Raw genomic sequence first — 15,969 nt, 5'->3', positions numbered from 1 at the left:
CTGAGGCTACGCTACCAAAGGAGTCGATTTACCTACCCCGGCCCTGCACCCGCGGCCCCGCCGCATAACCCACGGCTTCAGTGGTTTAGTTAAAGTTTTGTGGTACGCAATATTCTTGTGCGTGGCGTGGGGCGGGGAGATATTTTCGTACCCTCACATCCACCAACCCACTACGCACACTATGAAGCACGTCGCCGCACTGTTCGGTATTTTCCTGCTCTTTACGCCCCTCACCGCACAACGAATAGTCGAGGCTCCCGGAACCTTCGCCGATCTGGAATACGTCCCCGCCCGGGACGCCCTGTACGCCGTCCGGTCCGCTGGGGCAGCGGACGGAAATACGCTTTGCCGGATCGATCTGCAGACCGGTGCGGTCGTGGAAAGCTACCCGATCGGTGCCGATCCGGTGCAGGTGGTCGCCACCACCTCGGGCGACTACCTCTACATCTCCCTGCGGGGAGAGAACCTGATCCGGCGGTTCAGCCTGCTGACCAACCGGATCGACCTGGAATTCAGCGTGGGCGGGGAAGAGGCGAACGACGGCCCCTATTACGCCGCCGACCTGCTGCCCGTACGCGGTAGCGACGACCTGCTCGCGGTGGCGCGCCGTCACCTCTTCGACTTTTACCCCCGCTCCACCGGTACGGTGCTCTTTGATGAGGGGCGGCAGCTGCCCGACCTGGCTACCGGATACCCGGCCGCCAGTAGCTTGGTGTACACCGACCTGGACAACGTCCTGCTGGGAATCGATCAGGAAGCCATGTACCAGCTGCAGCAACTGTGGGTGACGAACACCGGACTGGCGGATAGCACCTATTACGGCGGGATTTACCTCCCGGTCGGCCGCCTGGAGTACATGAACCAGCGCCTCTACGCGCCCAGTGGCGAGATCGCCATGGTGGAGAGCGGCGTACCCACTCCGCTGACCACCCTTTACCTGGAGGGGGTAGATCAGTACGCTCCGGTGGGGGTCGAACCCGACGCCATCGGTGACCGGCTGTACTACCTGGCCCGCGAATACTACAACGGTCGGCTTAACCTTTACACCTTCGAACTGACCACCCTGGCCCCCTTGTCCGTTCAGACCATCAATCCCTACGCTACCCCCTCCTACAACGGTGAGAGTGTACGCGAACTGGAGAAGGTGGGCGGGGAAGGACTTGCCTACCTCACCACCGACAACCTGCTGCGTCTGCTGTACCTCTGCCCCGGCGGCGCGGTACCCCCGGCCTACAGCGGGCCTACGACGATCTGCACCGGGCAACCCCTGCTGGTAACGCTGCCCGCAGGCAGCGTACCGGAGGGCGGGACGGTACGCTGGTCGAACGGGCAGATCGGCGACACGATCTACGTGACGCAGAGCGGTGAGTACACCTACCGGATCGAGGACGCCACGGGCTGCCCCGGGCCGGTGAGCCCGCCCTTCTACCTGAACGAGAGCTACTACGGAGGTATCCCCTACATCATCGATCCCCTGACGCGCGCGATCTGTACCGGCGGATCGGTGGAACTACGCGCCGAATCTCCCTATGGCACCCCGATCGTGTGGAACACGGGCGATACGACGCCGGTACTGATCGTGACCGAGCCCGGTACCTACGTGGCGTACGCCACGGAGCCGAACAGCGAGTGCCTCTCCGAGCCTTCCGCGCCCCTGGAACTGTATGCGGTGGACGCGCCGGCACCCCCGGCCCCGACGGTCGATCAGGGCCTCCGGATCGATACCTGCACGACGGATATTGTCGAGCTATCGGTCAGCGATTTCGCCCAGGAGTACTTCTGGACCTTTGAATACGCTTACTACGAGCAACGCTCTACGGCCGACGACGTGGTACGGGTATATCCGACCTACGAGCCCACCCGGTTTACGGTCCGTACGAAGGGCTTCAACGACTGCCTGAGCCCCGCCACCGTGGGCCGGCTGACCTTCCTTACGCCGCCCGACGCGCCGGTGATCCAGTACAACGAATCCACTACCACGCTGGCCGCCTCCCGGCCCGGCCCGCTGCTCTGGTACTACCAGGACGAGCTGGAAGGCGAAAGCTCCGGACGGTACTACCAGCCACTGCGCAACGGCTTCTACACGGCACGGGTGAAGGGCGCCGACTGTCCTTCCGGGCCGAGCAACATGGTCAGCGTGGAGGGGGTAACCACTTCCGTACACGACGATGCCGTCAGTGCGCGCGTCAGTGTGCATCCGGTGCCGGCCCGCGGGGTGGTTTACGTTTCCATGGACCACGAGCTGGCCGCCGGCTTCTCCGGAGGTACGGCCCGCTACCAGCTCTTCAACAGCTCGGGTAGTGCGGTGAGCGAGGGGCGTCTGGACCCCCACGCGTCCAACAACCCGATCGCGATCGCCGGCCTGGCCGCAGGTGTATACGTGCTCCGGTTGGAGAGCACGGAACGCGGTATTGTCCGCAAGCGCATCACCGTGTTCTGATCCCCCTGCACCTGCGCCCGCGCCCACCACGGGGCAGGTAAGGAACCGAACCGGAAGCAGCACCGTCATTCTCGGGGCACCGGGCCTGCAGGGTTCCGAAGCAACGTATCATGTTCCCCTACTCGGCGCCAACTGGCCGCAGGGGAATGCCCTGACCTGCTCACTACCAGGCTGAAGATCCGGCTGCTGGCCGGTGGCTACCTACGACGTCCTGCCCCACCAGGGTAGGCTGCCGGAGGGCGTGTCAAACGCCACGGTTGCCTTCGGCTGCACGAATCTTCCTGTACGCTGAAGACCGACCGAACGGGGCTGCCGCCCGGCCGCGTCGTAAGGCGGTAAACGAGGGGGCGCTACAAGCGGGGTAGTACCTCCTTACCAAAGAAGTCGAGGAAGTAGTCCTGATTCAGGCCCACGTTGTGGAAGATGATCTTGTCGAAGCCCAGACCGATATCCTTTTTGATGAGTTCGACGTGTTCCTCGGGGTCGAGGGTGATCCGGATGTTGTCGGCTACCTCCTGCTCGCCGATGAACTGGCTGGCCGCCTCGAATTGCTCGGGCGTCCGCAGTTCCCCGTGTACCGATCCGGTGCCGATGTTGGTGCGCCACTGCTCGTGGGCGAGCTTGCGGGCTTCCGTCTCGGTGGGGGCCACGCAGAGGTCGACTTTCAGGTATAGGGGCTTGCCCGCGCCGCCGTTGTTGCGGAAGGCATCGATTACGTCGTCCAGCTTGTTGTGCGGTTTCCAGACGGTGTATAGGGCATCGGCCCAGGGCGCGATCTCGGCCGCGGTACGGGCGGTGATGGCTGCCCCGACGGCCAGGGGCGTCTCCTCGGGCAGCGTGAACAGGCGCACTTCTTCCGCCGTGATGAACTCGCCGCGGTGGGTGAACCGTTCGCCGGCCCAGAGCCGCTTCATGATGGAGACGGCCTCCGCCAGCTTCCGGTTGCGGGCGTCCTTTTCGGGCCAGTGGTTGCCGGTAATATGCTCATTCAGGAACTCGCCGCTGCCGAAGCAGGGCCAGAAGCGGCCGGGATACATCTGACAGAGGGTAGCTACCGCCTGGGCGATGATGACCGGGTGATAGCGCTCGTAGGGGCAATTTACGATGCCGCAGGGCAGGTCGGTGGCTTCCAGGGCCGCGCCGAGCCAGCTCCAGGAGAAGCCGGAATGTCCCTGGGCGTTGCTCCACGGGAAGAGGTGATCGGAGGTGGCGAGCTCCGTAAAACCGGCGGCTTCCGCACGTTTGGCGAGTTGTAGGAGGTGTCGGGGGTCGAATTGTTCCTGGGAGATCTGGTATCCGAAGGTGGCCAAGGGAGAAGGGTTTGCTTAGTAAGCAAGGGGGGTGGGGATTTGTTTGGGGTTGGTGTATTGCTGCGTTGGTGAATTGCTGCGTTGCGTGGCAGTTGCCCCCCGCTTCGCTCGGGTAGGTTCGGAGCGCTATGGGTTTGCGTTGCCGCCCCGGGCCGCGGGAAGCGAGGGACACCCACCCGCCGGGCAACGCAGCAATTCAGTAATGCACTAACGCACCAACGCACCAATCCTTCGTTTCATCATTCCCCGGGCCGTCTCCCGCCCCGCGGGCCACCGGTTCTACAGGTAACACGGTAGACCACCCATTTAGCGACGCACCAATTCACCCATGATAGACGACTACTGGTACAAGAACGCCACCATCTACAGCCTCGACCTGGAAACCTTCATGGACGGCAACGGCGACGGGGTAGGGGACTTTCGTGGCCTCAGCGCGCGGCTTGATTACCTGCAGGGGCTAGGTGTAGATGTAATCTGGCTGGCACCCTTCCAGCCGACGCCGAACCGGGACAACGGCTACGACATCAGCGACTATTACGGCGTGGACCACCGCCACGGGACGCCGGGCGACTTCGCCGAGTTTATGGACTTGGCCAATGACCGGGGCATCAAGGTGATCATCGATCTGGTCATCAATCATACGAGCGATCAGCACCCCTGGTTCCAGGAGGCGCGGAAGGGGAAGGACAACCCCTACCACGACTGGTACGTGTGGAGCGACAAGAAGCCCTCGGACGCCGAGGACGGTATCATTTTCCCGGGCGTACAGGAGCGTACCTGGACGTACGACCGCAAGGCGCAGCAGTATTACTTCCACCGCTTCTACGAATTTCAGCCCGACCTCAACGTGAGCAATCCCGCCGTACGGGAGGAGCTCCACCGCGTGATCGGCTACTACCTCGCCCTGGGCGTGGCGGGCTTCCGGGTAGACGCCGTACCCTTCGTGCTGGAAACCCAGGGGCCCGGCAAACTGGATGAGGCCGAAATCCGCTTCGAGATCCTGGAGGACCTGCGCCGTTTCCTGCAGTGGCACCGGGGCGACGCCATCCTGCTCGGCGAGGCCAACGTGGCCCCCAGGCAGGCCAAGAAGTACTTCGGGGAGGGCGGAGGCGGGCTGCACATGATGTTCAACTTCTACGTCAATCAGTTCCTCTTCCATGCCCTGGCCAGTGAAGACACGACCGCCCTGCGTGAGGCGCTGGAGGATACCCGTACCGACCTGCCCATGGCGCAGTGGGGCAACTTCCTGCGTAACCACGACGAGCTCGACCTCGGCCGGCTCACCGAGGAACAGCGGCAGCAAGTGTTCGCTCATTTCGGTCCGGAAAAGGACATGCAGCTCTACGACCGGGGTATCCGTCGCCGCCTGGCCCCCATGCTCGGCGAGCGGCCACGCATCGAACTGGCCTACAGCCTGATGTTCAGCCTGCCCGGAACGCCCGTGATGCGCTACGGCGACGAACTGGGTATGGGCGACGACCTGAGCCTGAACGAGCGCGACGCCGTGCGCACGCCCATGCAGTGGAGCGACGAAGCCAACGGAGGATTTAGCCGGGCCGCTGAGAAACAGCTCGTCCACCCCGTCATCGGAGACGGCGCCTACGCCTACCCGTTGCTTAACGTCGAGAACCAGATGCGGGACGCCGACAGCCTGCTGAACTGGACAAAGAAGATTGTACGCCTGCGCAAGGAAACCCCCGAGATCGGCTACGGGGAATGGGAACTGATCGAGACGAAAGAACCCGCGGTACTCGGCCTGCGCTACACCTTTCGCGGGAAAGTGGTCGTCGTATTCCACAACTTCAGCAACCGCCCGATCGTGGTGACCCTTAAGAAGGGGCCCGAAGCGGAGGCCAACCTGCTCGACCTGCGGGAAGTGATCGAACTGGAACCCGGCGAGAAGGGGGGACACCAGGTGCGGCTGGGTTCCTACGGCTACCGGTGGTTCCGGTTACGGAAGGTGTAGCGTGACCGTGCCACCCGCCCACGCTCCTGCCACAAGCCGGGGGCACCGTACCCGCGGCCCCGCCTCTCCTGAACCCTTTGGGTGGATTGCTATTGTATAGGAAAGTTAGCTATGCACATCCTACGAGTCCTTCCGCTGTTCCTTTGCCTGCTATCGGGTACCCTCCTCGCCCAGAAAGGGCAGGCACTGACGGAAGCCGGTGCCATCAAGATCGTCCCCATCGTCGATGGTCTCGAGCACCCCTGGGGGATGGCCTTCCTGCCCGACGGGCGCATGCTCATCACCGAACGGCCGGGCCGCCTGCGCATCCTGGAGGCCGACTCGACGCTGTCGGAACCCGTGGCGGGACTGCCGGAGCTACTGGCCTACGGGCAGGGGGGACTGCTGGACGTGGCCCTCGACCCCGACTTTGCCGATAACCAGTATGTGTACCTGTCCTTTTCCGATCCGGGGCAGGACTCGATGGTTTCCTCCGCCTTCGGTCGTGGCCGGTGGGTGGATGACCACATCGAGGACTTCGAGACGCTCTTCGTGCAGGACTACAAGATGAAGGGGCCCAATCACTTCGGCGGACGCATGGAATTCACCGGGGACGGCATGGTTTACTTCACCATGGGCGAGCGCTTTCAGTTCGAGCCCGCCCAGGACCTGAGCAATCACCTCGGTACCGTGGTACGGCTGAACAACGACGGCACCGTACCGCAAGACAACCCCTTCGCCGACGAGGACGGCGCGCTGCCCGAGATCTACTCCTACGGCCACCGTAACATCCAGGCCGCGGCCATCGATCCGGCCACCGGCCAGTTGTGGGTGACGGAGATGGGCCCGATGGGTGGCGACGAATTGAATCAGGTCCATGCCGGTGAAAACTACGGCTGGCCCGTGGTCAGCTGGGGCAAGAACTACGACGATACGAACATCCCCGACCCGACCACCCGCCCGGAATTTGCGGACGCGGCCCTGTACTGGTCGCCCACGATTTCTCCTTCCGGAATGGTGTTCTACACCGGCGACGTATTCGCGGCCTGGCGGGGCAACGCCCTCATCGGCGGCCTGACCGCCGGCGGCCTTGTTCGGGTGGCCGTGAACGGAGACGAGGCCGAGGAACTCGAGCGCATCCCTATCGGGGCCCGCGTACGCGACGTGGTGCAGGCGCCGGACGGCACCCTGTACGTGCTGACCGACGCGGACAACGGACAACTCTTTCACCTGCGGCCCTTTATGGACGGGAAATAAGCCCGGGATACAGTGGTCACGGCCAACCGCAGACAATTCGGTGGCCTGAGGAGCGCGTAACAGGTTGTATATTACCCGTATGAACCGCTTCCACTACCTATCGATATCACTAACCGCCTTTTCCCTCCTGGCCTTCCGGATGTCGACCCCGCCCCCCGGCGTTGAGGCAAGCAATGGAGATACGCAAAATGTCCGGCCGCTGAAGATGGAACCGATCGGGACGGTAAGTTCCGAGGCCCTTCCTTCGTTGCCCGCCGGAGTGGTCGTTACGGACGCGGACGGGAATGCGGTCGTTTGGAAAGTTGAGGAGTAGAGTGCATTGCGGTGGTACTTAGCCCATTAGTTCGGAGTGGCCTTTAGTAACACTGCGGCCGCGCTTATAAGGCACACGGCACGGCACTTCCGGAGGTACTGCAGGATCCGTAATTCGGCGTCGGAAAGTATCGGGGTAGCGGGCTACTACAACGTATACCACACGTGTAGTAAATGAAAAGTTCTCGGATCTTCCGGCCCGTCCGCAGATCGGCGACCCACCCCGATGCGATTCCGCTACTTGGCAAGACCGATGCAGGCGGAATAGCTACAGCACGCCCAGCCGGGGCGCTACGGACGTAGGTTGCAGCACGTACTTCACGTTGACGCCCACCCACTAAAGCTTATGACCGAAGGTGGACGGCAGGCCGGGCCGGCCGTTCGAATCAAGGGATCCCGGGCTGGTGTGCGACATGTATACCGTCGATAGCAAACTGACTTCGCCGCCCACGTGCACGCGCTCGGAAACCTTCAGGTAAATCTCTACGAGCAGCGCGGCGAATGCTCCGTCCGGGTCATCGCTCGTGTACAGGGACGGGGATTTATCCGCCGAGTTACTGATCGGTACGGCCAGTTGCCCCTTCAATTGTACGTCAATAGCCTGGCCCGAAAATTTAGGGCCGAGGCCCAAGTCGATAAAGGAGGTGCCGAACCGGCCCGAACCGTCCTGCGCAAGGATGAAATTTCGTCTGGCGTACCGTACCGAGGAGGCGAGGCAGAATTTTTGCGGCGTGGAATCGTCCCGGAGGGGATTGAGGTTGAACTGGAAGTGTAAAATCCTCCGCGGCCAAGTGCGCCGGTATGGGGGACGCGGGTGTGGTTGAGACCGACGCTTACGTCGTGGAAGACCACGGTTTGCCCGGCCGCTCCGTTGTGCAAGACCAGTAGGGTAATCGACAGGAGTAAGAGCCGAAATTGATCTCGCATGATCGGAGTATTTTCCTGTATAAGACCGGGTATTCCAGCAGGATAGTGCTGCTCCACCCTGGTATATTTCGGGATCCGGCCAAACGCAAATCGGCCGGACTCCAGATGTCGGTCGGTCAAGCGTTTTACCTGGTTGTCGCGCACGCGGGATGCGGTGCAAATCCTGCAACAGCGGCCAAGGTTGGCGGACCGGTACGCTCCGTAACCCTGTCCGTTACTGCGCCGAAGGCGGCGGCGTCTCCGTGCCCCAGTTTTTGTTGGGCTGGTTGCCCATCGTGAAGACGAGCCGGCCGCCCTCCATCAGCTGGTCGCGGTAGAGCCAGCAATTGTCTAGCGGCGCGCCGTTGAACTCGGCCGACTGTACGTAGACGTTTTCCTTGGCGGTATTTCGGGCTTCGATTACCAACTCGTTTCCGGTGCCCAGCTGGATGGTCGCCTTGCTGAACAGCGGGCTGCCCAACTGCACAGTAGGCCGGGTATCGGCAAAGCCTTTCACATCGAACAGACCGAGGGACGTGATGACGTACCAGGCACCGAGTTGGCCCTGGTCCTCGTCCTGACCGTAGCCGTAGCCGTGGATGGGCTCGGTACCGTAAAATTCGTCACAGATCCGGCGCGTCCACTTCTGGGTGAGCCAGGGCCGGCCCGAGAAATTGAACAGCCAGCTGATGTGCAGGCAGGGCTGGTTGCCGTGGTTGTAGATGGCCTTGATCCCGGCAAAGGCATCGATCTCCTTGCCGCCACCGAATCCCGTCTTGGCGGAGGCCGTAAAGATGCTGTCGAGGCGTTCGTTGAAGGTCTCGCGGCCCAGGGCTCCTACGAGTCCGGCCGGGTCGTGCGGTACGTAGAAGGTGTACTGCATGGCGTTACCCTCCTGGAAACCGCGCCACGGCTCGTAGGGGTCGAAGTTGCGCGCGAAGCTGCCGTCTGCCAACCGGGGCTGCATAAGCTGGTTTTCCGGGTTCAGGATCAGCTTCCAGCCCTCGGAAAGCTCACGCAGTCGCTGGTAATCCTCGGTTTTGCCCAGGGACTTGGCCATCTGGGCGGCGGCGAAGGCACTGAAGCTGTATTCCAGGGTGTGGGAGTTGGCGAAGTAGGAGCCGGTGGAGTCCGTCCGGAACCATTCCCCTTCGTACGTCCTGTATTCGTCCCTGAAGGGGACGTATCCGTATTCGGTGAAGGCCTTCACGTCCATCTTGCCCGAGCCGAAGGCCCGGTCGCGGTAATTCAGTTCGTTCGCGCGAACGGCTTCGTAAGCCAGGTCTACGTCGTAGTTGCGGATACCTACCTGGTAAGCCGCCGCGACGGCCAGGCCCACGAAGTTGGTGCCGACCCCAGAGACGTACTCGCTGTTGGCCAGTCCGTCGCCGAACCATCCTTTGTCGCGGTATACCTGCAGCTCGGTATTCACGTAGTTGCCGTACCACTCGGGGTACGACAGGGCCCAGAGTTGGGTGATGTTCCAGAACCCCCCCCAGATGGCGTCGGTATTGATGAATTCGGGGCGGGGCCCGGAGCCGTGGGCCTCGAGGCGACCGATCCCGCCGCCGTGGCGGGGGTAGTCGCCGTTGACGTCGCTGGCGACGCCGCGGCCCAGCAGGGCATGGTACAGGCCCGTATAGAATTTGGTCTTGTCCTGCTCGTCGGGACCTTCGACCGCGATCTTGCCCAGTTCGCGCGTCCAGGTAGCCTGGGCCGCGCTACGGGCCTGGTCGAAGGTGAGGGCAGGGGCCTCGGCGAGCAGGTTGGCCCGGGCATTGGCGACGGAGGTGTAGGAAAGGCCGACCTTCAGTTCGATCGTTTCCCCCTCCGTGGTCTGGTAGTTCAGGGCGAGCCCCGCTCCCTTACCGGTGGCCTCCCGACCGGCGGGGTGGGTGCCCGTGGCCGAGAAGGCGTCGACGCTGGCCGGGGCTTTGCTGAGCTCCGCGAAGAAGTACATATTCACCTCGCCACCGGGGTCGTAGGTATTTACGTACTTGGGGTAGGTACTTACGAAGCCTTCCACGTGGGTCGCGTCCACCATCCGGACGCTGGCGCCTTTCACTTCTCCGCTTTCTCCCTGGGTGTTGCCGATGTCGAGCAGGATGTGTGCCCGGTCGCTCGCGGGAAAGGTGTAGCGGTGAAAGCCAACTCGCTGGGTGGCCGTCAGTTCGGCGGTGATGCCGTAGTCATCGAGCCGCACGCGGTAGTAGCCGGGCTCGGCCACCTGATTACTCGGATCGAAGTTGGAGCGGTAGCCGCTGGCGGGGTCCTCGAGGTCGCCGGGCGTCACCTGGAGATCGCCGACGGTGGGCATGAAGCTCACGCCGCCCACCTGCCACTCGTGAAAGTGTACGAAGCCCTCGATCGAGGTATGCCGGGTGTCGTAGCCCACGGCTTCCCAGCCCGAGGCATTGCCGTAGTGGCCGTTGGTGGAGGGGGCCAGTTTGGCCATGCCATAGGGTACGGCCGCCGGGGTGTAAAAGAACCAGCGGCTGTGCGCCGTACCGATGTTGGGGTCTACGTAGGAGAGTACGTCCTGCGCGTGGGGTGCTTCCGGGATCAGCAACGCGGCCAGAACCAGCAAAACCGCCGGAAAGGAATAGTTCATGAACGACATATTGTAAGCGTGGACGGCTAAAATAGCGTGAGCCCGCGGCTAATCAAGCAGACTAAGCGACAAAGCGTCTGGTTGGCGGCGGGAATGACCAGACGCGTACCGCGGTCGGTAGGTGTGTCCGTGCCTTCGGGAATGTCGGCCCGGGGCACCGCGACCGGATCCCGGCGTACCGCCGCACGGGCATAGTGCTGAACCACGCCGCGGCGGCAGGTCCAGGAACTACCGTTCGATCTGCAACCGCGGGATGAGTACCGGCCCGGTACGGGAGCGTTATAGGTAGCGGGGGGCGCCGGGAGGCGCCCCCCGTCGGTACCCTATCGTTTTACCACCTTATACGCCCGGAATGGGGTGCGGATAATGTACAGTCCGGCAGCAAAGTCGGCCAGGTCCGCCTGGGTGCCCTGTCCCGTGGCGAGGCGCCGGCCGTCAATCGTGTGGATCTCCCAGCGGGTAGCGGCGGAGAAGGTGACCGTCCCGTCCGTGGGGTTGGGGTATAGCTCGAGGGGGTAGTCGTCACTGCCCGACGTTACGGACGTGAGGTCACAGGGCGCGTTCGCTACCGCCTGCGAGAAGTGTAGTACGTCCAGGTTGGCGAGGCCGCCACCGGAGGTGGCCACCAGTTCGATGACGTTGGTTCCCGCCCGTAGGTAGACGTTGGTACTTACGGTGGTCCAGTTTGTCCAGCCCCCCGTAGCGGGCAGGGCTACCACGCCGATGCTGTCGCCGTTGATGTACAGTTCTCCGTCCCGGTTGCCCGAACCGCCGTTGGCAAACACGAAGGTGAGCGTGGTGCTGTCGCCAACGGCGCTTTCTACTTGCCACACCACCGCGGCGCCCGTCTCATTATCGGTGTTTACGTAGCCTTCGCCCGAAAATCCTTCGTTGACCGACTCCAGTGTGATGCCGTCTACGTAGCAGGCTTCCTCCGCTTCGCGCGACGAAGTGCATGGCAGGTAGGGGGTGTTTCCGGCCACGCACACGCCACATTCGTCGACATAGGCCGTGCCGTCGGGGTCGCCGTTGCAGTCGATAACGCAGGCCGTGGCTCCCGTCGACCCGCCTATGCATTCGCCGCAGTCGTCAAAGAAAGCGGTACCGCCCACGTCGCCGTTACAGTCCGTACAGGCGGATACGGATACGGTGGGACTGGCAAAGGCGATCAGGTCGATGTTCGGCCCTCCATCGGGCGTATTGGCCTGGAGGGCAATCTCGTTGGGCCCTTCCCGCAGGGTGAGCAACACGCTTTCTTCCAGCCAGGTGGTCCAGCCCTGGGTTTTGCCGCCGCTGACGGTCCCCTGCTGCAGTCCGTTGACCAGTACGTTCAGGCCCCGGGCCGTGCCCGAACCGTTGGCGTAACGCACCTGGAAGGTGGTGGTCTGGGCTTCCGACGCGACCACGTACCAGGTGGCCGTAGCGTTCATCTCGTTGTCCAGGTTGAGGTACCCGTCACCGAGAAAACCCTCGTTGCTCGCTTCCGCGACTCCGGTAGCCGTACAGAAATCCTCCGCCTGCAGGGCATCGGTACAGGCCACGATGCCCGTATTTCCGCCGCTGCATACGCCGCAGTCATCGATCGTGGCGGTTCCGTTCTGGTCGCCGTTGCAGTCGGTGGTGCAGGGCTCCAGGCCGGTGTTGCCGCCTACGCAACGCGTGCATTCGTCGTAGTAGGCGGTCCCGTCCATGTCGCCGTTGCAGTCCACCACCACGTTGAAAGCACAGGCACTGTCGCCACTGACCAGACAGCTCAGGTATTCCTCGATGTTGGTGTAGCCGTCCTGGTCGTCGTCGCCCGCATCGTCGGGCGTATTCGGGTCGAGGCCGCGCTCGATCTCCCACGCGTCGGGCATGCCGTCGCGGTCGGTGTCGGGGGGGACGGGCCCGCCGTTGACGGTGCCGACGTTGTTGGTGATGCCATTGTCGTCTTCGGTGTTGATGATCTGCCCCTTCGTGCCGTAGGAGGTCAGCTCGTCGATCAGGAACTTGTCGACGCTGTCCCGCCGTAGCGAGGCACCGACGTGATCTACTACGTGGTGCACGGCCTCCTGCGCCGACAGTAACTCGTCGACTCCGGGATAGTCGAAGGGCGTATCCACTACCGTAGCCGTGAAGTAGTCCGTCAGGAGGGAGCCGTCCAGGGTGCCGTTGCTGTCGCGGTCTACCCAGTTGTCTTCCGCGTAAACGTGGAAGGCCGGAGTGGTACGGGTGATGTGGGAATTGGCGTCGCTCGACGGGCCGTAGATGAAGTAGTTGCCCAGCAGGTTGGCTTCCGAGCGGCCCTCGGTGTCGCCCGCGATGTAGCCGTTCTCCGCCCAGTTGTAGAGTACGCTGTTGATGAACTCGTGGCTGCCCCGTGCCTTCGGATTGCGCGTTTTGTTGTCGATGTAGAGCGACCGGATCACCGACCATTTTCCACTCTGCATCAGCCCGCCGGTCGAGTGGTTGGTATTGTTGATGCCCTGGGCGATGATGCAGTCCTGAAAGGTGAGGCTGTCGATGCCGTTGCCGTTGACGTCGAGCGTTCCGTCACGGCCCCAGGAGATGGATACGTGGTCGAAGATGTAGTTTTTGTTGGCCGACACCGCTACCGCGTCTTTTTCGCTGTCGCCGTTCTTGCCCATCCGTATGCGGAGGTAGCGTATGATGTTGTCGCCGGAGTCTTCATTTAAGGCCAGGCCGTTGCCGTAGACGGTGATGCCCTCGCCGGGGGCCGTCTGACCGGCCACGTAGACGTGGTGCTTCACCACGATGCGGGAGGAGATGTTGATGATGCCGGCCACGTCGAAGACCACGATACGGTGGGGCTCACTCACGGCGTCCCGGAAAGAGCCGGGCCCGGCGTCGTCGAGGTTGGTGACGTGGTAGATTTCGCCGCCGCGCCCGCCAACCGCGTAGCGGCCGAAGCCTTCCGCTCCGGGAAAGGCGAGTTGTTGCGCCTGTACGCCGGACAAACCGGCCAGCGCCACCAGCGCGCAGGCCAGTAGAGAGTAAAAAAAGTTGTGCATGATGACTGGGTTAAGTGAATGGTAGGATCGGAATGATCGAATTGTTATTCACTGGATGCCGTCCGGGCTGTGCGGTACGCTACCGCGCGATTCCGGCCGGCCGATCCGGTGTGCAACCGATGTAAAATAGAAAAACTAGCGAGCTTTCCTCCGAATTTTTGTCGCTTTTACCCTAAAATATTGGGTAGATAGAGCAGCAAAGAGGTGATCAAGCGGCTAATGTGCCCGGCCGCAAAGTATTCGTAGGTTTTCTCCACCGCACCTGCGTGCCCGCCGGATTCTATTTGTTTCGCCGGTCCCTCAGGTAATTCAGCCCCGCTTCCAGGAACTCATCCCGTCCTTCCCGGACTCCCGCCACCGACCGCTCCAGGTATACGTCGGGCTGAATGCCCACCCCGTGCAACCGACTCCCGTCGTGCTGGGTCACCTGCATCCCCGTGAAGGTGATTGATATCTCCCCGGGCAAATGGAGGGTATTGACGTTCCCGTTGGCGCCGGCCGTGGGCTGACCCATGAGGGTCCCAAGTCCATATCCTTTGACAAACCCGAGGAAGCTCTCCGCATAGCTGACCGCCCGGCCGTCGGTCAGGAATACTACGGGCCGCTCGCCCAGGAAGGGAGCCTGGGGCTGCATGAAATCGATCCAGTTTCGGGGGCTGTAGCCGACCGGCTCTTCGCCATCCGGGTAGACGATCTGTGGGATTTTCATCCAGGCGCTGACCGTATCGGGCTGGGTCATTAAATGATTGATCAGCCCGTGGTTTCCGTTCGGGTAGCCCCGCAGGTCGAACAGTAAGCCACTGGCCCGGCTGAGCTCGGGGAGTAGATCAGTGAGCTCCTCCATTGAAATCATGTCCAGGTTGACGTATTCGATCCCGTCCGGATAGGAACGATGCTGGGTCTGATTCACCTTGGTCAATGGGTAATACTCGAAAAGCGGGATATGCCGGGTTAGTCTACGGAGCACCCCGTCGACTTCGATGGGAAAGGGGCTGCTGCGGTCGCCGCTCAGGGATTGCCGCTGCGACCGGTACGCCCGCCAGCCATCGGTCCCGGCGGATAGGATGGACATTACGTCACTGAAGTATTCGTCGACGGACATCCCCTCGATGCCGGTGACTACCTGTCCGACGCTGATGTCAAGGGTAGTATCCACGACGCGGGTGATGGTCAGGGTATCGTTGATCCACTCCCAGTAGATCGGGGGGAAGTATTCCTGGGATTCCGTCCTGACCTGGACGTGCCCGTCGTCCAGGGCCGCGGTCATGCGGAGCAGCGTATTTACGTGATCGGCTTTGGTACGGTCCGCCACACTCCGGATGAGGGCCCGGCGCATCTCTTCCGGCCAATCGACCTCCACGACGTCGAAGTAGGGATAGAAATGCCGGAGTACGTTATAGGTCGTAATGACATTCGCAAACCGGCTCTCCGGTCGCCGGGCGTCGAACGAATAGGGCGCGATGTTCGCCATGAGCGCGGTCAGTGAATCGGCTGAATTGGGTGGGGCGGTTTCCTCCACGGGCAGAACGAGGGGGAGGCGGCATACCAGGTCACGGCTCAGCGGCCGTACCACTACGCGGCGCTGCGGTACGGCCGCGAAGAGGCTATCCTGCAGCCTTCCGTGCCGGACTTCAACGCGTCGGCTGGCGTAAGCTCCGCCGTTTTGGTCCGTCTTCAGGTCTACCCCCTGGTGCTGCCAGAAGGTATAGACCGTATCGGCGGACAGGGGTGGGGGAGCGCCGTCATCCAACTGGTCAGGAGATCCGAGCACCAGGGTAGGGGCAATGGGAAAAAACAGCCGGTTCAGTCGAGCTTCCAGTTCCTCGGAGGTACGGCAGCCGATAACCTGCTCGCATCCGTACGCAATGAACTTATCCCAGTCCAGCTCCGCGGCGGCCTCCGTCGGATGAAAGAAACGGACGTATCCCACGAGTCGACCGAAGGCGACTAGGTTGTCAGTTTCGGAGTGCTCTGACTCGTGCCGGCAGCCAGTAGAGACACAGAGCAAGAACAAGAGGCAGACGGGAAGGAAGCGCATCCGTCGAAGTTAGCTAATCCCGCAGTTAGCCGGGCGGGCGGAAGCAATCGCGGACACCCCGCGCCGGGGGAGGCCGCTCGGTCCGGGGGCTCCGGTACTTCCCCGCACCTGCGGCCGCGTCGATAAAAAAATGAACGTT

Annotated in this window: 9 protein-coding genes; 4 read left to right on the top strand and 5 right to left on the bottom strand. The window is 62.5% G+C overall.

The features are described from left to right. Positions 1 to 181: 181 nt before the first annotated feature. The gene (locus DQG19_RS12980; RefSeq protein ID WP_116126690.1) at positions 182 to 2,440 is read left to right on the top strand and encodes a hypothetical protein; all 2,259 of its coding nucleotides are present in this window, start codon (positions 182 to 184) and stop codon (positions 2,438 to 2,440) included. Positions 2,441 to 2,790: 350 nt separating this feature from the next. On the opposite strand, the gene DQG19_RS12975 is transcribed toward DQG19_RS12980, so the two are convergent. Further along, positions 2,791 to 3,750 (bottom strand): TIGR03885 family FMN-dependent LLM class oxidoreductase, encoded by a 960-nt coding sequence (locus DQG19_RS12975; RefSeq protein WP_116126689.1) that lies wholly within the window; start codon positions 3,748 to 3,750, stop codon positions 2,791 to 2,793. Between the two features lie 328 nt (positions 3,751 to 4,078). On the opposite strand from DQG19_RS12975, the gene DQG19_RS12970 reads away from it, so the two are divergent. The 3 genes from DQG19_RS12970 (at position 4,079) to DQG19_RS12960 (ending at position 7,265) form a co-directional block, all read left to right on the top strand. Then, entirely contained in the window at positions 4,079 to 5,716 is a 1,638-nt protein-coding gene (locus DQG19_RS12970; RefSeq protein WP_116126688.1) for an alpha-amylase family protein, read from the top strand. 111 nt (positions 5,717 to 5,827) lie between these two features. Further along, a complete protein-coding gene (locus DQG19_RS12965; RefSeq protein ID WP_116126687.1) occupies positions 5,828 to 6,952 on the top strand; it encodes a PQQ-dependent sugar dehydrogenase in 1,125 nt (374 codons plus the stop codon). Between the two features lie 79 nt (positions 6,953 to 7,031). Then, positions 7,032 to 7,265: a hypothetical protein gene (locus DQG19_RS12960; protein WP_116126686.1), complete on the top strand. Its 234-nt coding sequence runs from the start codon at positions 7,032 to 7,034 to the stop codon at positions 7,263 to 7,265. Between the two features lie 336 nt (positions 7,266 to 7,601). Here the strand turns inward: DQG19_RS12960 and DQG19_RS12955 are convergent, their stop codons facing one another. The 4 genes from DQG19_RS12955 to DQG19_RS12940 form a co-directional block, all read right to left on the bottom strand. Continuing rightward, a complete protein-coding gene (locus DQG19_RS12955; protein WP_116126685.1) occupies positions 7,602 to 7,850 on the bottom strand; it encodes a hypothetical protein in 249 nt (82 codons plus the stop codon). Positions 7,851 to 8,405: 555 nt separating this feature from the next. Then, positions 8,406 to 10,781 (bottom strand): GH92 family glycosyl hydrolase, encoded by a 2,376-nt coding sequence (locus DQG19_RS12950; protein WP_116126837.1) that lies wholly within the window; start codon positions 10,779 to 10,781, stop codon positions 8,406 to 8,408. A gap of 323 nt (positions 10,782 to 11,104) precedes the next feature. Then, positions 11,105 to 13,792 (bottom strand): carbohydrate-binding protein, encoded by a 2,688-nt coding sequence (locus DQG19_RS12945; RefSeq protein WP_116126684.1) that lies wholly within the window; start codon positions 13,790 to 13,792, stop codon positions 11,105 to 11,107. Positions 13,793 to 14,072: 280 nt separating this feature from the next. Further along, positions 14,073 to 15,830, bottom strand: a complete 1,758-nt coding sequence (locus tag DQG19_RS12940) for a S41 family peptidase (protein ID WP_116126683.1) — start codon at positions 15,828 to 15,830, stop codon at positions 14,073 to 14,075. Positions 15,831 to 15,969: the final 139 nt, after the last annotated feature.

The organism is Lewinella sp. IMCC34183, assembly GCF_003390915.1.
In the GTDB taxonomy this organism is placed as follows: Bacteria; Bacteroidota; Bacteroidia; order Chitinophagales; family Saprospiraceae; genus Neolewinella.
This window is presented reverse-complemented; position numbering and strand designations above follow the sequence as displayed.